Origin of the sequence: Marinobacterium maritimum (genome assembly GCF_039523155.1) — a bacterium.
Classification (GTDB): domain Bacteria; phylum Pseudomonadota; class Gammaproteobacteria; order Pseudomonadales; family Balneatricaceae; genus Marinobacterium; species Marinobacterium maritimum.
Map to the genome: position 1 here is coordinate 160,448 of NZ_BAAAET010000004.1, position 22,060 is coordinate 182,507.

At 61.4% G+C, this 22,060-nt stretch carries 22 protein-coding genes; 11 read left to right on the forward strand and 11 right to left on the reverse strand.

Annotated elements, in window-relative coordinates:
- The first annotated feature begins 121 nt into the window (after positions 1-121).
- Complete coding sequence (gene ppx, locus ABD013_RS15455; protein WP_343807892.1) at positions 122-1,642, forward strand: exopolyphosphatase; 1,521 nt, start codon at positions 122-124, stop codon at positions 1,640-1,642.
- Positions 1,642-2,613 (forward strand): nucleoside recognition domain-containing protein, encoded by a 972-nt coding sequence (locus ABD013_RS15460; RefSeq protein WP_343807895.1) that lies wholly within the window; start codon positions 1,642-1,644, stop codon positions 2,611-2,613. Before ppx ends, ABD013_RS15460 begins: the two co-directional genes overlap by 1 nt.
- A gap of 73 nt (positions 2,614-2,686) precedes the next feature.
- On the opposite strand, the gene ABD013_RS15465 is transcribed toward ABD013_RS15460, so the two are convergent.
- On the reverse strand, positions 2,687-4,234 hold the full coding sequence (locus ABD013_RS15465; protein ID WP_343807898.1) for a phosphoenolpyruvate carboxykinase: 1,548 nt from the start codon (positions 4,232-4,234) through the stop codon (positions 2,687-2,689).
- Between the two features lie 195 nt (positions 4,235-4,429).
- On the reverse strand, positions 4,430-5,305 hold the full coding sequence (hslO, locus tag ABD013_RS15470; RefSeq protein ID WP_343807901.1) for an Hsp33 family molecular chaperone HslO: 876 nt from the start codon (positions 5,303-5,305) through the stop codon (positions 4,430-4,432).
- A gap of 123 nt (positions 5,306-5,428) precedes the next feature.
- On the opposite strand from hslO, the gene ABD013_RS15475 reads away from it, so the two are divergent.
- The gene (locus tag ABD013_RS15475; RefSeq protein ID WP_343807904.1) at positions 5,429-6,214 is read left to right on the forward strand and encodes a phosphatase PAP2 family protein; all 786 of its coding nucleotides are present in this window, start codon (positions 5,429-5,431) and stop codon (positions 6,212-6,214) included.
- Positions 6,215-6,229: 15 nt separating this feature from the next.
- Here ABD013_RS15475 and hslR read toward each other — a convergent pair whose 3' ends face one another.
- A complete protein-coding gene (gene hslR, locus ABD013_RS15480) occupies positions 6,230-6,655 on the reverse strand; it encodes a ribosome-associated heat shock protein Hsp15 (RefSeq protein WP_343807907.1) in 426 nt (141 codons plus the stop codon).
- Positions 6,652-7,308, reverse strand: a complete 657-nt coding sequence (gene yrfG, locus ABD013_RS15485; RefSeq protein ID WP_343807910.1) for a GMP/IMP nucleotidase — start codon at positions 7,306-7,308, stop codon at positions 6,652-6,654. Before yrfG ends, hslR begins: the two co-directional genes overlap by 4 nt.
- 48 nt (positions 7,309-7,356) lie before the next feature.
- Between yrfG and nudE the strand changes: the two genes are divergently transcribed.
- The 3 genes from nudE (at position 7,357) to ABD013_RS15500 (ending at position 10,557) form a co-directional block, all read left to right on the forward strand.
- The gene (gene nudE / locus ABD013_RS15490; RefSeq protein WP_343807913.1) at positions 7,357-7,905 is read left to right on the forward strand and encodes an ADP compounds hydrolase NudE; all 549 of its coding nucleotides are present in this window, start codon (positions 7,357-7,359) and stop codon (positions 7,903-7,905) included.
- Between the two features lie 201 nt (positions 7,906-8,106).
- Entirely contained in the window at positions 8,107-8,691 is a 585-nt protein-coding gene (locus ABD013_RS15495; RefSeq protein ID WP_343807916.1) for a superoxide dismutase, read from the forward strand.
- A gap of 87 nt (positions 8,692-8,778) precedes the next feature.
- Positions 8,779-10,557 carry an ATP-binding protein gene (locus ABD013_RS15500; protein WP_343807919.1) on the forward strand — a complete coding sequence of 593 codons (1,779 nt, stop codon included), beginning with the start codon at positions 8,779-8,781 and terminating at the stop codon, positions 10,555-10,557.
- Here ABD013_RS15500 and ABD013_RS15505 read toward each other — a convergent pair.
- A complete protein-coding gene (locus tag ABD013_RS15505; protein ID WP_343807922.1) occupies positions 10,442-11,059 on the reverse strand; it encodes an arylesterase in 618 nt (205 codons plus the stop codon). The two genes, ABD013_RS15500 and ABD013_RS15505, sit on opposite strands and share 116 nt — an antisense overlap.
- Here ABD013_RS15505 and ABD013_RS15510 point away from each other — a divergent pair.
- From ABD013_RS15510 to ABD013_RS15525, 4 genes are all read left to right on the forward strand, one after another.
- Entirely contained in the window at positions 11,058-11,753 is a 696-nt protein-coding gene (locus tag ABD013_RS15510) for an ABC transporter ATP-binding protein (RefSeq protein ID WP_343807925.1), read from the forward strand. The genes ABD013_RS15505 and ABD013_RS15510 overlap by 2 nt on opposite strands.
- Positions 11,750-14,212 carry an ABC transporter permease gene (locus tag ABD013_RS15515; RefSeq protein ID WP_343807928.1) on the forward strand — a complete coding sequence of 821 codons (2,463 nt, stop codon included), beginning with the start codon at positions 11,750-11,752 and terminating at the stop codon, positions 14,210-14,212. The genes ABD013_RS15510 and ABD013_RS15515 overlap by 4 nt, the downstream gene beginning before the upstream one ends.
- Positions 14,213-14,345: 133 nt before the next feature.
- Positions 14,346-14,471 carry a hypothetical protein gene (locus ABD013_RS15520; protein WP_275424700.1) on the forward strand — a complete coding sequence of 42 codons (126 nt, stop codon included), beginning with the start codon at positions 14,346-14,348 and terminating at the stop codon, positions 14,469-14,471.
- A gap of 24 nt (positions 14,472-14,495) precedes the next feature.
- Positions 14,496-14,936, forward strand: coding sequence for a heavy metal-responsive transcriptional regulator (locus tag ABD013_RS15525; RefSeq protein WP_343807931.1), 441 nt, complete (start codon positions 14,496-14,498; stop codon positions 14,934-14,936).
- Between the two features lie 3 nt (positions 14,937-14,939).
- Here the strand turns inward: ABD013_RS15525 and rpiA are convergent, their stop codons facing one another.
- Positions 14,940-15,614, reverse strand: a complete 675-nt coding sequence (gene rpiA, locus ABD013_RS15530; protein WP_343807933.1) for a ribose-5-phosphate isomerase RpiA — start codon at positions 15,612-15,614, stop codon at positions 14,940-14,942.
- Between the two features lie 186 nt (positions 15,615-15,800).
- Between rpiA and ilvA the strand changes: the two genes are divergently transcribed.
- Positions 15,801-17,318: a threonine ammonia-lyase, biosynthetic gene (ilvA, locus tag ABD013_RS15535; protein WP_343807936.1), complete on the forward strand. Its 1,518-nt coding sequence runs from the start codon at positions 15,801-15,803 to the stop codon at positions 17,316-17,318.
- On the opposite strand, the gene ABD013_RS15540 is transcribed toward ilvA, so the two are convergent.
- From ABD013_RS15540 to ABD013_RS15560, 5 genes are all read right to left on the reverse strand, one after another.
- Entirely contained in the window at positions 17,297-18,121 is an 825-nt protein-coding gene (locus ABD013_RS15540) for an alpha/beta fold hydrolase (RefSeq protein WP_343807939.1), read from the reverse strand. The genes ilvA and ABD013_RS15540 overlap by 22 nt on opposite strands.
- Positions 18,118-19,212, reverse strand: coding sequence for a M14 family zinc carboxypeptidase (locus ABD013_RS15545; RefSeq protein ID WP_343807941.1), 1,095 nt, complete (start codon positions 19,210-19,212; stop codon positions 18,118-18,120). Before ABD013_RS15545 ends, ABD013_RS15540 begins: the two co-directional genes overlap by 4 nt.
- 173 nt (positions 19,213-19,385) lie before the next feature.
- The gene (locus tag ABD013_RS15550; protein WP_343807945.1) at positions 19,386-19,898 is read right to left on the reverse strand and encodes a hypothetical protein; all 513 of its coding nucleotides are present in this window, start codon (positions 19,896-19,898) and stop codon (positions 19,386-19,388) included.
- A gap of 139 nt (positions 19,899-20,037) precedes the next feature.
- Positions 20,038-21,435, reverse strand: coding sequence for a TRAP transporter large permease (locus ABD013_RS15555; protein WP_343807948.1), 1,398 nt, complete (start codon positions 21,433-21,435; stop codon positions 20,038-20,040).
- A complete protein-coding gene (locus ABD013_RS15560) occupies positions 21,432-21,986 on the reverse strand; it encodes a TRAP transporter small permease (protein ID WP_343807951.1) in 555 nt (184 codons plus the stop codon). Before ABD013_RS15560 ends, ABD013_RS15555 begins: the two co-directional genes overlap by 4 nt.
- Positions 21,987-22,060 lie beyond the last annotated feature (74 nt).

Here is a 22,060-nt window from a genome sequence, read left to right on the forward strand (position 1 = left end):
GCCATATTCCGACCTTGCCACTCCTGCGCTGACAGATGTCATCAAAATAGGGTAGCGCGTCAGGCCACATAACCGGTATTTTTGAACGCTTGTACGCGTTTGATACAGAGGACAACGTTTGATGCACGCTCAGGATCCATCGCAGGCCCCCACTTCCGATACCTCTTTGCTGGCTGCCATCGACCTGGGGTCGAACAGCTTTCACATCATGGTGTCGCAACTGTTTGCCGGTGAGCTGAAGCCGCTGGATGTACTGTCAGAAAAGGTCCAACTGGCCGCCGGTCTCGATGCCGACGACTGCCTGACAGAAGAAGCCATGAGCCGGGGACTGGAATGCCTGAGCCGCTTTGCCCAGCGCATCAGTGAACTGCCGCGTCAGTCGATCCGTGTAGTCGGCACCAACGCCCTGCGCCAGGCACGCAACAGCGCTGAATTCATCGAACGGGCTCAGGCCCTGCTCGGTACGCCGGTGGAAGTAATTGCCGGCCGTGAAGAAGCCCGCCTGATCTACCTTGGCGTGGCCCACACCCTGGCAGACGACACCGGCCGCCGCCTGGTGATCGATATCGGCGGCGGCAGTACCGAGTGCATCATTGGCGAACGCTTCGAACCCAAAGTCTGCGAAAGTCTTCACATGGGCTGTGTCAGCTATACCGACCAGTTCTTTGCCGATGGCCGCATCACCGCCGAAGCGATACAGGCGGCCCGCACAGCCGCCCTGCGGGAACTGCTGTCGATCCGCCGCAACTACCGCCGTCTGGGCTGGAACAGCAGTGTCGGCGCCTCCGGCACGGTGAAAGCCGCTCGCCAGGCCTGCCTGTCACTCGGTTTCAGCAGCGAACAGATCACCCGCGAGGCGCTCAACCGTCTCTGCCAGTATCTGATCGAACAGGGCGACGTGGACAGCCTCAGCATCGATGGCATCAAACCGGAACGCCAGGCGGTTCTGCCCGCCGGCGTGGCGATCCTCAGTGCCATCTTCGAGTCCCTCAATGTCGAGCAGATGAGCTTTTCCGAAGGCGCCCTGCGTGAAGGCGTGCTCTATGACATGGCCGGACGCCTGCGCCACGAAGACGTGCGCGAACGCACCATCAGCGCGCTGACCCGGCGCTACCACGTGGATCGCAAACAGGCGACACGTGTCGAGGCCACGGCGCTGATCGCGCTGGCACAGGTCAAGGACAGCTGGCAGCTTGAAGCCAGCAACTACCACGAAATGCTGAGCTGGGCCGCCCGCAGTCACGAAATTGGCCTGGCGGTCGCCCACAGCCAGTTCCACAAGCACAGTGCCTACCTGCTGCAGCACTCCGACCTGCCCGGTTTCACTCACCTGGAGCAGCAACTGCTGGCCTTTCTGGTCCGCGGCCACCGGCGCAAGTTCCCCAAGGAAGAGTACCGTCAACTGCCGGAGAAACAGCGCCAGCCCTACCGTTATCTCTGCCTGCTGCTGCGCCTGTCGGTGATCATGCACCGCAGCCGCAGCAAGGCACGGCTGCCGGCGTTCACGCTGAAGGTAGATGGCCAGAAGCTTGAGCTGAGCTTCCCCAACGGCTGGCTCAACCATCACCCGCTGACCCGGGCCGATCTGGAACAGGAAGCTACTTACCTGCGCAGCATCGACTTCAAACTGAAAATCAGCTGATGCGCCCAGGCTTCATCCAGGGCTGTCGCGAAATCCTCGACGACAGCCTCAAGGTGATTCTGACCCTGTTCAGGATCATGATCCCGGCCATGCTGATCGTGAAACTGCTGACCGAACTGGGTGCCGCCGAGCATCTCGGTCAGCTGTTCGCTCCCATCATGGGCTGGATGGGACTGCCACCCGAGGCGGGCCTGATCTGGGCCACCACCCTGCTGACCAACATCTATACCGGCGTGGTGATCTTCTTTTCCACCCCTGGCACGAATGACTGGACACTGGCCCAGGTGACCGTACTGGGTACCCTGCTGCTCAGCGCCCACAACCTGCCGGTTGAGCTCAGCGTTGCCCGGAAAGCCGGCTGCCGGTTGCTGCCACAACTGCTGCTGCGCATCGGCGGCGGCATTCTTCTGGGTATCCTCCTGCACCACAGCTACCGCCTCAGTGACAGCCTGCAGGCAAGCGATCCGGTTCCCTGGACCCTGGAGCCGACGGGAACGGGTTGGCTCGACTGGGGGCTGGGACAGCTGCAGACCCTGGCCTGGACCGCACTGGTGATTGTGCTGCTGCTCACCGCGTTGCGGTTGCTTCGACTGCTCGGTATCGAGCGACTGCTGGAGTGGCTGCTGCGCCCGCTGCTGAAACTGATCGGCATCGCCCCGAGCGCCCTGTCGATCACCCTGATCGGCATGACTCTGGGACTGGCCTATGGCGGCGGCCTGCTGATCCGGGAGGCGGAAAGGGGCGACATAGAACCCGCCGACATCTTCTGCGCCATCAGCCTGCTCGGTCTATGCCACAGTCTGATCGAGGATACGCTGCTGGTGCTGCTGATCGGGGCCGATCTGTCCGGCATTTTCTGGGCACGGCTGGCCTTTGCGCTGACGACAATCGCTCTGCTCAGTCGCCTGCTGCGCCGCCTGCGGCATCATCACTGGCTGGTTCGCCCGGTGCGACGACCCGCTTCACACTGACAAGCCGTAACCGGCACAAACAAAAACGCCCTGCGAATGCAGGGCGTTTGTCCGGTTTGCTTTCAGGTCAGGCTCAGGCCTTGGGACCCGCGGCGATGATCTCTTCGGAGACGCCGGCAAACTTGGTGAAGTTGTTGACGAACTGCTGCGCCAGATCGGTCGCGGCAGCGTCGTAGGAGGCCTTGTCAGCCCAGGTATCACGCGGATTCAGCAGATTGGAGTCCACACCCGGTACCGCAGTCGGTACCGCCAGGTTGATGCCGTCCAGCTGTACGGTTTCGCAGTCTTTCAGCGCACCGCTCTGGATGGCGCTGATGATGGCACGGGTGGTCGGGATGCTGAAACGCTCACCAACACCGTAGGAACCGCCGGTCCAGCCAGTGTTTACCAGGTAAACACGGGAGCCGTATTCTTCGATACGCTTCATCAGCAGCTCGGCGTAGACGTGAGCCGCACGCGGGAAGAAAGGCGCACCAAAGCAGGTGGAGAAGGTGGACTTGATGCCGCCACCGGAACCCATTTCGGTAGAACCGACCAGCGCAGTGTAACCGGACAGGAAGTGGTACGCAGCCGCTTCCTTGGTCAACACGGATACCGGCGGCAGGACGCCGGTCAGGTCGCAGGTCAGGAAGACGATGGAATCCGGCTCGTCACCCATGTTGGTGGCAGAGCGCTTCTCAACGTGATCCAGCGGGTAGGCGCAACGACCGTTCTCGGTCAGAGAGGTATCGTTGTAGTCAGCCTTGCGAACGCCATCCAGCTTGACGTTCTCGACGATGGCACCGAAACGGATGGCGTCCCAGATGATCGGCTCGTTCTTCTTGCTCAGGTTGATCGTCTTGGCGTAGCAACCACCTTCCAGGTTGAACACCACACCCTTGCCCCAGCCGTGCTCGTCGTCACCGATCAGGTAACGCTCAGGGTCGGCGGACAGGGTGGTCTTGCCGGTACCGGACAGACCAAAGAACAGAGTAGTGGAACCGTCTTCGCCTATGTTGGCGGAGCAGTGCATCGGCAGTACATCTTTTTCCGGCAGCAGGAAGTTCTGCACGGAGAACATCGCCTTCTTCATTTCGCCGGCATAGCGCATGCCCGCGATCAGCACCTTACGCTTGGCGAAGTTCAGGATGACACAGCCGTCAGAGTTGGTACCATCACGCTCGGGATCACACTGGAAACCGGCCACGTTCAGGATCTGCCACTCTTCCTTGCCCTTCGGGTTGTACTCGTGCGGACGGATGAACAGGTTCAGACCAAAGAGGTTCTGCCACGCGGTTTCGGTGGTCATTTTCACCGGCAGGTAGTGGTTGTGATCAGCACCCACGTGAACATTGGCGACATAATGTTCCTTGTCGGCCAGATACTCTTCTACACGACCCCAGAGGGCATCGAACTTGTCGGCATCGAACGGGCGGTTGATGTTGCCCCAATCGATAACGTCAGCCGTGCTGGGCTCTTCAACGATGAAACGATCCATCGGCGAGCGGCCAGTACGCTGTCCGGTGGTGACAACCAGTGCTCCGGTGTCAGCCAGGACACCTTCATTACGCTGAATCGCACACTCCACCAGCTCAGCCGGGGTCAGATTCACGTGTACGCTATTGACGGTTTCTTTGGTCATTACTGGATTCCCTTGGCACTTCGCCAAACTATTACCTGAAAGCAAATAAGGCTGCTGCGTTCCGGTCAACGCAGTTCGAATCGTTATTTTTGGGGCGCTATTATTGCACAAAATGTGCGCTGAGGGGACTGCATTGAATCATTCTCATTTGGCGTCCCGACAGCGTCCGAAAAGTGCTCGCTAAGCCACTGATTCTCAGTGCATGCGGCCATCCTGATCGAGATAGCCAGGCTCGCTGAACAGGGCCCGAATATCGGTTTCGTCGAAATGGTACTGCTGGTTGCAGAACTGGCAGCCCACATCGATGCTGCCATCCTGCTGCGCCAGGATCTCCAGCAGCTCTTCCTCCGTCATGAACTTCAGCGCTTCGGCACTGCGTTCGCGCGAGCAGTCACATTTAAACCGCAACGACTGGGGCTCATACAGGCGACAGGTTTCTTCGTGGAACAGGCGATACAGCAGCGCTTCGTTATCCAGTTCCAGCAGTTCAGCATCTTTCAGTGTTGACGCCAGCATGCTGACCCGGGACCAGTCCTCGTCCCCGGTCCCTTCGGCCGGCAATACCTGCAGCATCAACCCAGCCGCGCGCTGACCATCGGCCGCCAGCTGAATCGAGGTCCCCAGCTGTTCGGACTGCTCGAAGTAGGCCTTCAGGCACTGCGCCAGCGTCGGGTGTTCCAGCGGCACCACCCCCTGGTAGCGCTGACCGTTTTCCGGCTCGATGGTCAGCGCGATGCGGCCGTTGACCAGCAGTTCATTGAATGCCAGATCGTCAGCCACCGCTCCCTCGTAGCGGGCGATCGCGCGCAAGTCCTGATGATGGTTGCACTCCGCCATCAGCAACTTGACCGCACCATCCCCCTGGGCCTGCAGCAGCAGCCGGCCTTCGAACTTCAGTGTCGAACTGAGCATGCTGACCGCCGCCAGCATTTCACCGAGCAGGCGCTGCAGGGTCTGAGGGTAATCGTGCCGGGCCAGTACTTCCTGATAGCTGCTATCAAGGCCCGCCACAACGCCGCGGACATCGATCTGGTCGAAAAGGATACGCTGAATCTGATCAGGGTTGCTCATCAAGGGGTTCCCGGGTCTTCTGAAATAAGTGTTCTGGTCTGAGTTTTCTGGTCTGACCAGGTGAGTCAGCCAGACGGTGTTGCTAGAATAGATAAACCGTAATTCTAGCCGAATGAGTTCGTAATGATCACCCCAGACCCCGTGTTTTCCACCCGCTGGCGCCCCGCCGCACTGATCGGCATGCACCTGGCCGCCGCCCTGTTGCTGCTCAGTTTCATTAATGACGCGGGCCACAGCCTCTGGCGAAGCCTGGATGCGCAGGTTTTCCAAGCCCTGAACGGTTCCCTGTTCGCCAGCGAAGGCTGGGCCAGCTTCTGGGCCTGGATGAACACCCGCGAGGTGGACGCGGCTTCGGCCGTATTGATGCTGGTATTTCTGGTCTTTCCCGGCCTCGGGCTCAAGCGCAGCCAGTTGCAGTCCGGCTTTACCGGTTTCCTGCTGCTGATGATTCTGATGCTGCCGATGCGTGAGGCACTGTCCGAATACTCGGTCAGCACGGGCCTCAGTGGCCCCAGCCCGTCATTGCAGCTGGAACCGGCCTACCGTTTCAGCGCCGAGCTGCCTGACATTCCAGCCAAGGACAGCGCCTCCACCAGCTTTCCCGGTGACCATGCCAGCGTACTGATGGTCTGGCTCGGCTTTTTGCTGTTCAACCGCCGCAGCCTGGGGACATTGGCCGCCACTGCGCTGGCCCTGTTCCTGATGCTGCCCCGCCTGTTTGGCGGCGCGCACTGGTTTACCGATGCCGCCGTGGGTGGCCTCAGCCTGGCGCTGGTCACGCTGGCCTGGGCCTTTGCTTCACCACTGCCGCACCTGATCAACCAAGGGCTGATGCGCCTGCTTGGGCCGCTCTATCGACTGGCCGGCCGCATCCCGCTGCTCGGCCGCCTGCCCTTCTTTACCGGCTGATAGCATTCGGGCAGCTCAGTCCCAGCTGCCCTTGATTCTGAGCAGTTCGCGCCGGCTCTTCTTGTTGGGACGCTGGTCCGGCGCACTGCCTTCAGTCTTGCGCGCCAGAGCCCGCTCTTCTCGTGCCCGAATGCTGTCCTCGGTTTCGCGGTACAACAACTGAGCCTCGCTGGCGCCGCGACGCTGATCGGACAGCAACAGCACTTCAACCGTTTTTTCCTCATAGCCCTGGCGCAGCTGGATCAGCGCACCGATCTCGACCGCCTTGCTGCACTTGGTGCGTTGGCCGTCATAGTGCACCTTGCCGCCCTCAATCATCTGCTTGGCCAGTGCTCGCGTCTTGTAGAAACGGGCCGCCCAGAGCCATTTGTCCAGTCGAACTGCCTTGTGCACCTGCTGCTCCCTGTCGCGTTCCTGTTGTTCTTTGTAGTGGTGGCTCATAGTGCGGCGATTACCTCGCTGAAATCATTGGTGGCTTCATAGCCCTCGATCCGGCGCGCCGGCTGAGTGGAATCCGGCTGGGTAATCGACAGCAGGTGACCCAGGCCGTAACGCCGGGCCGAAGCCAGCACGGCCAGGCTGTCATCCACCAGCAGCGTGCGCTGCGGGTCGAAGGGCTCCACTTCCTGAAGCGCATGCCAGAACGCCTGCTCCTCCTTGGGATAACCGAAGTCGTGGGAGCAGATCACCAGATCGACCAGGGTATCGATCGCGGTCACCTCGATCTTCAGCGACAGACTGCCGCGGTGGGCATTGGTGGCGATCACCGTGCGTCGGCCACTGGCTCTCAGGGCCTGCAAAAACTCGCGGGCACCGGGACGAAAGCCGATGCGGTCCATGATTTCACGCTTCAACTGAGCAATCGGCAGGCCCAGCTGCTCGGTCCAGTAGTCCAGGCAGTACCAGCTCAGCGCACCCTGCTCCTGGCGGATACGCTTATGCAACCAGCGGCGCGCCGCTTCAAGCTCCAGCCCATGGTGCCGGGCATAACGCTCAGGCAGCAGCTCCAGCCAGAAGTGGGAGTCGAAGTGCAGGTCGAGAAGGGTACCGTCCATATCGAGGAGAACGGTGTCTATGGCTTGCCAATCAAGCATAATCAGGGAACACTCTGACAGCTAATAACAGTTTCCGGATATTTCAGTATGACTGCCAAACCCGAGATTTTGAAGTTGACCAAAGTGGCCAGCAGCCGGTTGTTTCATATCGAGGCCATGGATCTGCGTTTCAGCAACGGTACCGAACGCCGTTATGAACGTCTCAGAACCGGCGGTCACGGCGCGGTGATGATTGTCGCCATCAACGCACAGGACGAGGTACTGCTGATCCGCGAGTACGCCGCAGGGCTCGAGGACTATGTCCTGACGCTGCCCAAGGGGCTGATAGACCCGGGCGAGGATGCGGCCACCGCGGCCAATCGCGAACTGCAGGAAGAAGCGGGCTTCGGTGCCCGGGAGGTTTCCCATGTACGCCAGCTCACCGCCGCGCCCAACTATATGGGCCACCGTCTGGAAGTCATGCTGGCCCGGGACCTGTACCCCAGCAAACTCGAAGGCGACGAACCCGAACCGCTGGAAGTCGTGCCCTGGCCACTGAGCCAGCTGCCGAAACTTTTCGAGCGCGAGGAATTCTCCGAGGGGCGTGCCATCGCCGCCCTCTGTCTGGTACAGCAGCGCCTTACCGCGATGGGATGACCCCTTGTTTTTGCCGTTATCGCCCATATAAACAAAGCATCAGGTTCAGCAGCCCAAGTGCCCGTTTGTACCTGATGTCCGTACAAACTGTGTCATGATAATGCCGAACATCAGTGCTATTATCGATATCACTATGGGGGCTCGCCTCCACACACAACAATCAGTTTTATGCTGAACCTGTCAGATATATAGGGGATTACTATGAGCTTCGAACTGCCTGCTCTGCCGTACGCAAAAGATGCACTGGAACCGCACATCTCTGCCGAAACCCTGGAATTCCACCACGGCAAACACCACAACACCTACGTTGTGAAGCTGAACGGCCTGGTACCGGGAACCGAGTTTGAAGGCAAGTCTCTGGAAGATATCATCAAGACTGCACCGGCAGGCGGCATCTTCAACAACGCAGCGCAGGTGTGGAACCACACCTTCTACTGGCACTGCCTGTCTCCGAACGGTGGTGGTGCTCCGACCGGCGAGATCGCTGATGCCATCGCTGTAAAATGGGGTTCTTTCGAGAAATTCCAGGAAGAGTTCAACGACAAGGCTGTAAACAACTTCGGTTCCAGCTGGACTTGGCTGGTGAAGAACGCCGACGGTACCCTGGACATCGTCAACACCAGCAACGCCGGCACGCCGATGACCGCTGGCCAGACTGCGCTGCTGACTGTCGACCTGTGGGAACACGCCTACTACATCGATTACCGTAACGTACGTCCGGACTATCTGAAAGGCTTCTGGGCGCTGGTTAACTGGGACTTCGTCAACGAGAACTACGCTGGCTAAGCTCCACCTGCTCGATATAAAGGCGCCTCCGGGCGCCTTTATTGTTTATACTGGCGTCAAACCCAGAGGTATGGATACCTGTAAGCAATGCCCCGATCCCCCACCCTGATTGCCGGCACTTTCTGGCTGCTGATCACGCTGTGCGTGTCGACTATTCTGGTCCGGCAGGACCTGGCCAGCCTTGAACGCCACCAGGACAGCCTGTTGGCCGCTCTCGAACAACAACTCGATGATCGACTGCAGCAAAGTCATAGACTGCTGCAACAGGCCGCCCACCTCACCGACCTGGATCAGCACGCCCTCTTCGCTCCGGCTCTGCGCATCGAGTTGAACAGCCTGCGACAACTGACCCCTGTCGTCAAACGCATCCAGGTGCAACAACTGGTTCGCGACGATGAGGTGCAGGCTTTCGAGCAGCAGATGCGGCAGCGTTATCCGGATTTTCTGCTGCACGGCCTCAGCGCCATGACACCGCCGGCGACCGAGCGCTCCGGCGTCCCCGTGTTTCATCCGCTGGTGCTGGTGGTACCCGATACCCCAGAGGCCCAGCCGCCCCTGCTCGGCACCGACCTGAGCCTGATCCCCGAACTCAAGGGGGCGCTGCTGACCGCTCGTGCCAGCCACGACATCACCTACTCCCGCGTGTACAACCAAAGCCGAGGCGAGCCCTTGCTCAATCTTTTTCTGGTGTCACCGGACCAGCGGCAACGCATTCTCTCCGTCGTGGTTGAACTGAACCAGCTGTTGGACGCCCGCCTGCTGCCGCCAGGAGGCCGTGTTTTCCTGACCCTGGCCCCGGGCCAGGATGCGGTCATGCTGACCGCATCCGAAGGCCCCGCACCGCTGTTGCGGCAACGCCGGGAACTGCAGCTCCGCCGTGACAACCTGGCAGCGCAGCTGGAGCTGGAATACCCGGTGCGCTGGCACGACCTCAACGGCTGGGCGCTGCTGCTGTCACTGGTACTCAACACCGTAGGCGCACTGCTGCTGCGCGCCTGGCTTTGCCAGCGCCAGGCCACCAACAGCTGCTACCTGGAAAGTGCGGAAGTACATCACCTGCAGCAGCACCTGAAGCAACACTCCGAACAGTTGCAACAGCAGTTGCAGGAAAACCAGCGCCTGACCCACCGCATTCTCGATATTCAGGAACGGGAGCGACGTCACTTGGCGCAGGAGCTGCATGATGAACTGGGGCAGTGCCTGACCGCCATCCGCACCGATGCCCGCATGCTGCTGCAGGAACATCCAGACAGTCACGACAGCGTCAACCAGCATGCCGAGAGCATCGACGCTGTCGCCGGCCATATCTACGACGTGACCTACGACCTGATGCATGCGCTCAGGCCAACGCTGCTGGACGACCTGGGGCTGGTCGACGCCGTGCGCGAGTTGATTCGAGGCCAGCAGCTGGAACGCCAGGGCATTGTCATGGAGCTGCACCTCAAGGGGGCGCTCAATGACATGGAAGAGCGCTACAACATCAACCTCTACCGCATGATCCAGGAAGCATTGACCAACCTGCAGCGCCACGCCCACTGCACCCGGGCCAGTATCCGGCTGCAGCGTTTCGATGCCGACACGGACAATGACCGTCTGGAACTCGAGATCCGCGACAACGGCGGCGGTTTCGATCCTCAGATCATCAGCCAGAAAGGCCGCTTCGGCGTACTGGGCATGCAGACCCGCGCCAAGGCTCTGGGCGGCTCACTGCAGCTGTGCAGCGCTCCCGACCAGGGGACACGGCTGCTGCTCAGGATTCCTCTGGCACCAGCAGCGGATACAGGTGCGGCCAGACCGTCTGCAACAGAATCGGCTGTGCCGCCGCTGTCGGATGCAGGCCGTCCGACTGCATCAGCTGAGGCTTGAGCGCCACCCGCTCCAGCAGGAAAGGCACCAGCGGCAACTGATACTCCCGCGCCAGATCGGGGTAAATCGAATAGAACCTTTGCGTGTATTGCGGTCCATAATTGGGTGGAATCCGTATCCCGATCAGCATTACATCGGCACCCGAGGCCTGGCTCAGTTCCACCATTTGGCGCAGGTTCTGTTCCATCACCTGCAGCGGAGTACCTCGCAGGCCATCGTTGGCGCCCAGCTCAAGCAACACCAGATCGGGACGGTAGTCGGCCAGCAGGCGTGGCAGGCGCTGTAGCCCGCCACTGCTGGTTTCACCACTGATACTGGCATTGACCACCCGGTCGGCGAGCCGGCGTTGCTGCAGCTCCTGTTCCAGCAGGCTGACCCAGCCCTGCTCGGCCGGCAGGCCATAGGCTGCAGACAGGCTGTCGCCCAGCACCAGCAGCGTCTTTGCCTGCAGCGGAGACACCCAGACAACCAACACGAACAGAATCGAAATCAGGGATCGCATGTCACACCTCAATCGTGAAGAGCCGATTATTGAGGCTCAAGATGTCGCAAAAAGTTTCCGCACACAAGCCGGAGCGGTCGAACTCTTCCGTAATCTCGACCTGCGTATCCTGCCAGGCGAGAGCCTGGCGATCATCGGCCGCTCCGGCGCCGGCAAGTCGACCCTGCTGAGCCTGCTGGCCGGTCTGGATACGCCCACTGAGGGCCACATCCTGTTTGCCGGCCAACCGCTGGACCAGCTCGACGACGCCGCCCGAGCCGCACTGCGGCTGGAGCAGATCAGTTTCATCTTCCAGTCCTTCCACCTGCTGCCGGAACTGGACGCACTGGACAACGTACGCCTGCCACTGGAGATTCAGGGACACCAGGATGCCGACCGCCAGGCCCGTTACTGGCTGGAGCAGGTCGGGCTGGGAGCCCGGCTTGACCACTATCCGGCACAGCTGTCCGGCGGCGAGCAGCAACGGGTGGCGATCGCCCGCGCCTTCGCCACCGAGCCCAAAGTGCTGTTCGCCGATGAACCCACCGGCAATCTGGATGACGACACCGGTCACCAGATCATCGAGCAGCTGTTCCATCTCAACGCCGATACCGGCACCACCCTGATTCTGATCACCCACGATATCGACCTGGCCGGGCGCTGCCAGCGCCGCCTGCATCTGCACAACGGCCGCCTGGAGGAGGTGAGTCCATGAGCCTGCTCACTCGCCTGGCCGGACGTCAGCTGCTGACACAGCTGCGTACCACCGAATGGCGCGCCCTGCTGCTGGCCAGCTGGATCGCCATCGCCCTGACCACCCTGCTGGCTGTACTCGGCGACCGTTTGGAACGCGGCCTGCTGCGTGAAAGCGCGGCCCTGCTCGGTGCCGACCTGGTACTGAGCAGCAGTCGCCCCATTCCGCCCGACCGCCTGCAGGGCCTGCCGCTGGCGGGAGTCGAACAGACCCCGGTGATCCAGTTTCCGAGCATGGTCGGCCAGGGTGACAACCTGATGCTGGTGTCGGTGCGTGTGCTTCAAGCGCCCTACCCACTGCGCGGCGAGCTGGTCACCGAACCGGCCGGCAGCGGTATTCCGGCTCCGGGCGAGGTCTGGATCGAACCCCGGGTAATGACCCAATTGCAGCTGCAGCCAGGCGACAGCCTGGAGTTTGGCTATCAGCCGCTCAAGGTGACCCGGGAGCTGCTTGCCTCGCCCGACCGCGGCAGCGGTTTCCGCAGTTTCAGTCCCCATATCCTGGTCAATGCCGCCGACCTTGACGCCAGTGGTGTGCTCGCTCCCGGGAGCCGGGCCAACTACCGTATGCTCTTTGCCGGTTCACCCGAAGCGATCCGCACACTCGATCAGGCCCTGCGGCCAACCCTGGCCAGCCATGAGCATCTGCATGCCTTGAGCACCGACCAGCCCCTGACCGGCAACGCACTGGGCAATGCGCTGGGGTACCTCAAGCTTAGTGCCCTTATTGCGCTGCTGCTGTCGGCGATGACCATCGTACTGGCACTGCGCCGTTTCAGCCTGAGCCAGCACACTCGTAGCGCGCTGCTGCTCAATCTGGGCCTGCGACCAGGCCAACTGGTACGCGTCTACCTCTACCAGCTGCTGCTCGCCTGGCTGCTGACCGCCATCGCCGGCGTGGTCAGCGGCTATCTGCTGGAGCTGGCTGTGTACCATTGGCTCGCCGACCTGCTGCCCCAGGCCCTGCCTCAGGCGCACTGGCTGCGCTGGCTCAGCGGCGCCGCATTGGGGCTGGCATTGCTGGTACTGCTGGGCTTGCCACCGATTCTGCAGCTGGCACGCATCCCGGTGGCCCACTTGCTGCGCGGCGATACCCCACCGCGCGACCGCACCGCCCTGCTGCTGCAGGGGGTATCACTCCTGTTGCTGGCCGCGACTCTGCTGGCCTTTCTCGAAGCCCCGCTGGCGGCACTGGGTCTGCTGCTGTTTCTGCTACTGGGCGGCGCCCTGTTCGGCTGGATCGCCCAGACCGGGCTGCAGTTACTGGCTCGACCACTGGCCCAGCGCCTGTTGCTCGGCCGCCTGCTGACCATGCGCCTGCGTCAGCAGCGCCGCTGGCACCGGCTGCAGGCGGCTGTCGTGGTGATGCTGCTGACCCTGCTCAGCGTAGTCTGGGTCAGCCGCTCGGACCTGATCGAGCAGTGGCAGGCGCAGTTCCCCAGCGACACGCCGAACTACTTCCTGATCAACATCCAGCCCTGGCAAAAAGCCGATGTGGACAGTTTCTTTGCCGAACACCGGCTGGAGACCGAACTCTACCCGATGATTCGCGGCCGCATGACTCAACTCAACGGCGAACTCATCCGGCCCCAGCTCAATGCCGAGCAGCAGGGCCACAACACCCTCCGACGCGAACTCAACCTGAGCTGGCGCGCGGAGCGCCCGGCGCACAACCCGCTGATCGCCGGCAGTTGGTGGCAACCGGGTGATACCGGTGCCATCTCGATCGAGCAGAGCATGGCCGAGGAACTGGGACTGAAGCTGGGCGACCGCCTTGGCTTCGATGTTGGCGGTATTCAGGTGGAAGGCGTGATCCGCAATATCCGCGAAGTGGTCTGGACCTCCTTCCGGCCCAACTTCTACATCATCTTCAACCCGGAGGCGCTGCAGAACGCGCCCTCGACCTGGATCACCAGCTTCTATCTGAACGCGCAACAGCGACCGCTGACGCGCGACCTGCTGCAACAGTTCCCGTCACTGACCCTGATCGATATCGATCAGCTGCTCAATCAGCTGGCCGGCTGGCTGCAACGCCTGGGTGACAGTTCGGCGCTGATCCTGGCGCTGAGCCTGGGTTGCGGCCTGATGCTGCTGGGAGTAACCCTGCTGCAGGCGCTGGAGCAGCGCCGCTTCGAAAGCGCCCTGTTGCAGACGCTGGGTGTCACCGCCGATCAGGCGCGGCGACTGGATCTGCTCGAGTTCCTGCTGCTGGGGCTGGTATGCGGCCTGTTGGCCAGTGCCGGCGCCGAAGCGGTGCTGGCGATGCTGAACCAGTGGCTGCTGCAGATTCCGCCGCGCCTGCATCTGGAGCTCTGGCTGAGCCTGCCGCTGCTGGCAGCGCTGGTATTCGTCCTGATCGGCGGGCTGATTCGACGACCACTTCGACTGGACCAATGCTACCGCCTGCTGCGCGCCGGTTAAGGCTCGGAGGTGTTAATCCTTTGTCCCTACAAAAACAATGCCAATACCTGGCTATAAAAGCGCCAGCGTATTGGCTATAATCGCCCGCCTTGATACTGATCAACAAATAAACAGTTCTTTGTGAGGTTAGACGATGGCACATCATGACGAAAACTTCCGTGATCCCGCCGGTTTCGGTTGGCTGTTCATCAACATTCTGGCACTGCTGTGGATCACCATGCCGGTGAGCATCGCACTGACCAAAGTGGTGCAGTGGTAAGCCACTGACCTCACGGCGGCCATGATGACCTTTCTCAAGATCGGTGAGCTGGCCCGCCGTTCGGGCCTCAGCGTCGAGACACTGCGTTACTACGAACGCAGAGGCCTGATCCCTCCTCCTGACCGGCTGCCCTCCGGCTACCGCGTCTTCCCGCAAGATACCCCGAAACGTCTGGCGTTCATCAAGCGCTGCAAAACCCTTGGCTTTACCCTCGAAGAAACCCTGGAACTGCTGCAACTGCAGCACCATCCCGAACAGGAATCGGCGGTGGTCAAGCAGCGGGTGGATGAACGCATTGAGGAGATCGGCCGCAAGATCAGCGATCTGCAGCAGATTCAGCAGGCACTGCAGGGGCTGTCAGCCCTGTGCAGCGGCAAGGGATCGACGGCGGACTGCCCGATCCTCGCCTTTCTGGAGCAGGAGCCTACCGACACCAGCGCGACAGACTCCAATACCCGGGGCTGAGCTTCAAGCGTGACGGATGGTCTGTACACCGTCCGGCGTGCCCATCAGGATGATATCGGCACCACGGCGGGCGAAGAGGCCGTTGGTAACGACACCAACCATGTTGTTGATCTGCGCTTCCAGCGCTTTGGGATCCAGGATCTCCAGATCCTGCAGGTCGAGAATGATATTGCCGTTATCGGTAACGAACCCTTCACGGTACACCGGCTGTCCACCCAGCGCCGCCAGCTGACGACCGACGTAGGAACGTGCCATCGGGATCACTTCCACCGGCAGCGGGAAGGCGCCGAGCAGATCAACCTGCTTGCTCTGGTCGACGATGCAGACGAACTCCTTGGCCACGGCCGCGACGATCTTCTCGCGGGTCAGCGCACCACCACCGCCCTTGATCAGGTTCAGGTGCGGGTCGAATTCGTCGGCGCCATCGATGTAGAACTCCATCTCGCTGACCGAGTTCAGGTCGAACACCTCAATGCCATGGCCACGCAGACGCTCGGCCGTCGCTTCGGAGCTGGCGACAGCACCGGCGAAGCTGTTCTTGATCGCAGCCAGCGCATCGATAAAACAGTTGGCGGTGGAGCCGGTGCCCACGCCGATAATGCTGTCGCTGTCGAGGCGGCCCTTGATATGGTCGACGGCTGCCTGTGCGACCGCCTGTTTCATCTCGTCTTGTGTCATGGTTGTGCCCGTTGCTGATTCAAACTGAGCCTTAATTATACGCAACCCGCCGTTGCCCTTGTAGACGCTGAACAGTGGAGCCGATACCATTTGGCCATACTTTATGCACCCCAGACCGGGGTCATCACCGACTTGGCAACCCGGCCCGCTCAGCCGCGGCCCTATCGAGATACAGATACCTGTCCTATGCCACATCGATATATCAAGAAGATCCTCGAAGCGCGGGTCTACGACGCCGCCATCGAAACGCCGCTGGACGAAGCCCGCGGCCTGACCGAACGTCTTGGCAACCGCGTGTTGCTCAAGCGCGAAGACGAACAGCCGGTTTACTCGTTCAAACTGCGCGGTGCCTACAACAAGATGGCGCAGCTGACCGATGAAGAGAAGGCGCGTGGCGTGATTACCGCCTCGGCCGGCAACCACGCCCAGGGCGTGGCCATGGCGGCCCGACTGCTCGGCGTCAAGGCAACCATCGTCATGCCCAAGACCACCCCCGACGTGAAGGTCAACAACGTCAAGCGTCTGGGTGGCAAGGCCGTGCTGATCGGCGATGCCTTTGATGATGCGCGCAAGCACTCCGAAAAGCTGATGGAAGAGAAAGGGCTGGTTTACGTCCACCCCTATGACGATCCCGATGTCATCGCCGGCCAGGGCACCATCGCCATGGAGATCCTGCGTCAGGAAAGCGGCCCCATCGATGCCATCTTCGTACCCGTCGGTGGTGGTGGCCTGATCGCAGGCGTGGCGGCCTACGTCAAATACCTGCGTCCGGAAACCAAAATCATCGCCGTGGAATCGGCCGAATCGGCCTGCCTGGCGCTGGCGATGGAGAAGGGCTACCGCGCCGTGCTGGATCAGGTCGGCATCTTCGCCGATGGTGTTGCCGTGGCCCAGATCGGCGAGAACACCTGGGAGATCTGCAAGGACTATGTCGATGAGGTGATCACCGTTTCCACCGACGAGATCTGCGCCGCGATCAAGGACATCTTCGACGACACCCGTTCCGTGACCGAGCCGGCCGGCGCCTTGGGCGTGGCGGGCCTGAAGAAATACGTCGCCCGTGAAGGCGTCAGTGGCCAGACCCTGATCGCGATCGACTCCGGTGCCAACGTCAACTTCGACCGCCTGCGTCACATCGCCGAGCGCTCGGAGCTGGGTGAGCAGCGCGAAGCGATCATCGCCGCCAAGATTCCGGAGAAACCGGGCAGCTTCAAGCAGTTCTGCAAGGTACTGGACAAGCGCAACATCACCGAATTCAACTACCGCTACAGCGATGACCAGGAAGCAATCGTCTTCGCCGGCGTGCAGATCCGGCCCAACAATGACGGCCGCGAAGAGCTTCTGGCGGAGTTGAGCGAACATCTGGATGAAGTGGTCGATCTGACCGACGACGAAACCGCCAAGCTGCACGTCCGTTACATGGTCGGCGGCCACGCTCCCGCCAGCGTCGATAACGAGGTGGTCTACCGCTTCGAGTTCCCGGAGCGCCCGGGGGCACTGATGAAGTTCCTCAACAAGCTGGGCGGACGCTGGAACATATCCATGTTCCACTATCGCAACCACGGTGCTGCCTATGGCCGGGTACTGGTCGGCATGCAGGTACCGGAAGGGGAACGCGAACAGGTGGTGCAGTTCCTCGACGAGATCGGCTACACCTTCTACGACGAAACCGACAACCCGGCCTACCAGCTGTTCCTCGGCTGAACCGGAGGCGCAGTCTCCGCACGGAACTGCGCCAGCCGCTCCAGCAGCCAGTCCGGATCATCATGGGGCAGGTCATGCCCGGCCCAGGGATGCTCATGGGCTCGGCACTGCCAATGGCGTGCCAGCGCCCGGCTGCAGCGGGGATCGACCAGTCGATCCCCCCGTCCGCTGAGGATCAGCACCGGCGAATGAGATATCGCGGCGGGCACGCGATAGCGCACGGCGGCGCAAAGCTGGCGCAGAAAATTACCCCGTGACACCGGGTATTCGCGGGCGTAGTCAACCCAGCGGCTCAACGTCGGCCGTAGATCGTCCTGGCGCACACAGGTCAAACGGTAGAGCACCTCCTCCCGTTGTGCGCTGGGCAGACACAACGCCTTCAGGACACCGGGCAGCGCACCGGGGCGCATTCGCTGCCAGGGCGGACTCAGGGCAGCGCTGCTGCTGTTGATCAGCACCAGCCCCGCCACTTTATCCGGATAGCGACTGGCCCACTCCGCCACCACCAGCCCTCCCATCGATAGCCCAAGCAGATACACTGGGCCCTCAAGGCTGATCTCTTCATGCAGCTGGTCAAGCATGGCCCCGATCGACAGCGGACTGCGTCGAGCATGATGGATGCCATTGCCGGGCAGATCGTGGCAATGCACCGAAGCACCGACACGATCGGCCAGACGCAGAGGAAAATCACCCCAGTGGCGTGCCTCGCGCACCAGTCCGCGCAACAGAATCCAGCGGCCGCCGGTCGGCTTGTCGACGTTGATGCCCCTGGGGAGAAAGGTCACTGCGGGCTGCCCGCTCATTCAGGCGCTTCCTTAGGTGCCCAGCGCCGTTCGGCACGCCGTTGATGCTGATGCCACTGGCGCCCCTGAGGCAACCAGTGGTCCCAGGCCGCCAGCGCCCGCAACAAAAAGTCCAGCAGCAGATGATGGCGACGCAGGGTACGCTGGTGACGATGGGGTACCAAAGGGTTGAACAGGCCGGTGTAGCTGGTCAGCTGGCGCAGGTTCTTTTTCACCCAAAGCCAGGAGCCCAGCTCCAGGGTCAGCGGCAGGAAGGGCTGACCGCCGTGCTGACGATGCTGCTGATACAGATAGTCCCAGAGATCGCCGTGGGTGCAGTACTGGTGGTATTGGGGCTCAAAGATATAGGGGTGGTGCGGGTGGCTGCGCTCGAACAGTTGCACCAGCGCATGCAATTCGGCAGCATTTTCCAGCAGCCGCGCCTGCCCCGCGTAGGGAAACCAGACCCGGTCACGCATGCCGAAGCCGGAGTGGCAGTCCAGCGCCAGACTGAACGGCGCCCGCACAATCTGTTCCCGTACCAGACAGCACAGGCTCTGGGCTTCTTCCTGCATGGGCCGATCCGACTCCCCTCTGTACCAGGGCAGCCAGCGCCCCAGCCGATGCCCGGCCAGTAGCCCGTGACTCGGGGTATCGGCTTCCACCGGGGCATTACGCATCAGGTCGACACCATTGCCGTTGCTGCGCCAGCCGCGCGCCATCCCCACCGGGTTGAGCAGTGGGCAGCAAACGATGCGCACCCCGGCCAGCAGCTGCTGCAGACTTGTATCCCAGCGCAGGCGATGAATCAGGTTGGCGAGATGTGCCAGCAGCAGCTGAGTACCGATACGCTCGATACCGTGGATACCGCCACAGAGCAGCAGCACCGGCGCGGCGGGATGGGAGCTGCCCAGCTCAAGGGCGTAGACCGGCAGGCTGTAGGGCCCATCTTCCACTTCGGCCAACACCCGCCAGCGCAGCGCCGGCTCCCCCTTGCGGATCAGCCGCTCAAGCCGCTGCAGCTCAGGCAGGCTACGGCGCAGATACTGGGCGCGGCCGGACTGTGCCTCATCGGTGACGCCGGGGAGCTGCCGCAGCAAGCGAGAATCCATTGTTCGGAACCTTTACCTGTTGGCTTAGCTTGAGTGTAGCCCCTGGTCGTGTCTGTCGCTGCGTTGAAGCGGACGGTCTGACCTGCAGATTCCTGACGTCATCCAAGAACACCCTGGCCGTCAGATCGGCACAAAAAAACCGGCCAGGGCCGGTTTCTCTTTTCCTGTGGCAACTACCTGGGTTCCACCGGAGTTTCCGGGGAATAATTGAACTCCTTGTTCACAAAGGCCTGCAGGGTAAACGCCGCCAGCGATACGATACCCCAGGTCAGCCCCAGTACCACACCGGCATCGATAATCCCCCGCCAGGGCTGCTCCAGCAGACGCACCAGCAGTACCAGGCAGATAATCCCGCCGGTCAGGCAGAAGGTCACGATCTGACGCCGACGCTGGGCATGAAAAAAGCCCATGCAAAACACCGGAGCCAGCAACGCCCTTAACGGTGTCACGTTCTGCTTCAGATAGCGAATACGGGCCGCTACACGTGGTGAGAAGTTCTGCTGGAAGCCACGATAGCCTTCGGCAAAGCCCATGAAGGCCAGACACAGCACCAGTGCCAGCCAGTGGTACCACTCGAAACTGGCCAGCGGCATCTCCAGCGCCATGCCACCCAAACGGTAGATCGCACTGGAAAACAGCAGGCAGATGCCGGTGAAGCCCCAGAGTGCAGCAATTACTCCGAGCATGTTGACTCTCTATCGGGTTATTCGAAAGGGCAGCTATTATAGCGCCAATTGACCGACATAAAAAAACCGCCACCCGAAGGTGGCGGTGACAGGTCCCTGCCATCGTCCTGATGGCAGGGACGGGATCTCCTGGTTGGGATCAGTAACCTTTCATCTCGTCGATCAGTTCCGGCAGGAACAGCGATATCTGCGGGATGTAGGTAATCAGGATCAGGAAGAACAGCAGCAGGCCGAGCCAGGGCAGGCACGCCTTGATCACCCAGACCATGTTGCGCCCGGTGATGCCCGCAGTGACGAACAGGTTCAGCCCCACCGGCGGTGTCAGCATGCCGATCTCCATGTTGACCACCATGATGATGCCCAGATGGATGGGGTCGATACCCAGCTGCACGGCGATCGGGAACAGGATCGGCGCCATGATCAGCAGGATCGCCGACGGCTCCATGAAGTTGCCCGCGATCAGCAGCAGGATGTTCACCACGATCAGAAAACCCCAGGCCGGCAGCCCCCACTCGATGATCACTTCGGCTATTTCGTGCGGAATACGCTCGGTGGTCAGCACATGGGCGAACAGCATGGCGTTGGCGATGATGAACAGCAGCATCATCGATACCTTGGACGCATCGACAAACACCTTGCGCACTTCCGGATGGGCCACGGAGCGCGGCAGCGCCAGCAGCATCTGCAGGGTGTTGCGCAGGATCGCCGCCAGCAGGGATTCGCCTTCGTTGCGCCAGGCCACGCCCTTCATCGGGCCGATGTCACGGTAACCCATCACCGCGATCAGGTAGGCATAGACCGCCGCCACGGCAGCGGCCTCCGTCGGCGAGGCGATACCACCATAGATGGAGCCCAGTACGATAACGATCAGCATCAGGCCGCCCATGGCGATGGCGCCGGAACGGAACAGCTGACCAAACCCCGGGAAGGGCTGGGACGGCAGCTTCTTGATCCGCGCCGCGATGTAGATCGCGATCATCAGCAGCAGGCCCATCATCAGGCCCGGAATGAATCCGGCCATGAACATGCGCGAGGCCGACACCTCTGTGGCGGCGGCATAGACCAGCATGACGATGGACGGCGGAATCAGGATGCCCAGGGTACCGGCGTTGGCGATAACACCCGCAGCAAAGGATTCCGGGTAGCCGGAGCGCACCATGCCGGCAATGACGATGGTACCGATCGCGGCTACGGTGGCCGGCGAAGAACCGGATACCGCCGCGAACAGCATGCACGCCATTACCGACGCCATTGCCAGGCCGCCGCGGACATGACCGATGGCGTCGATGGCGAAGTTGATCAGGCGCTTGGCCACACCGCCGGTGGACAGGAACGCCGACGACAGAATAAAGAAGGGAATCGCCAGCAGGGTATAGTGCTCGGAAGTCGCCTCGAACAACTTCAGCGCCACCGACGCCAGAGAATCGTTGGAAAACAGCAGGATCGTGGTGACACTGGAAAGGCCCAGCGCAATCGCGATCGGCATCCCCATCAGCATGCAGCCGAAGAGGATGATAAACAGCATGGCGGTGGTCATTTGCGCGCCTCCTCATCGGACTCTTTCAGCTCACGGGCAATCTCCATACTCTCCTCCGCCTCATCGGCAAAGTGGAAACCGTCGGCCTCACCCTTGAGCACCTTCCAGCCCAGCTGCAGGAACCGGATCGCCAACAACCCGAAGCCGATCACCAGGATGGTCATCACCGTCCATTTGGGAATGGGCAGGTCTTCCAGCTCGATGCCGATCATTTTCATCTTCGCCAGATAGACCCAGGAGCCGTACAGGAACAAACCGCAGTAGAACAGGCAGAGCGCCACCGCGATCAGCGTCACGCCACGGTGCAGGCCCGCCGGCAGTTTGTTGACGAACACATCGACGCCGATATGGGCACCGACCTTGACCCCGTAGGAGGCACCGAACAGCACGAACCAGGCAGACAGCAGCAGCGTCACTTCCTGGGCCCAGTGGATGCCGGCGTTGAAACCGAAACGGGCAATCACTTCTGCAAATACCAGCAGCGTCATCGCCAGCAACAGCAACGACAGGATCGCCTCTTCTATATGAGTGACCAGATTACGAACAGACATAGTATTTCCCCGGTGTCCGGCCGGACTCCCCTCCCGGGAGCCGGCCTGGGGGGAGCCTGGAGGCTCCCCGGTGG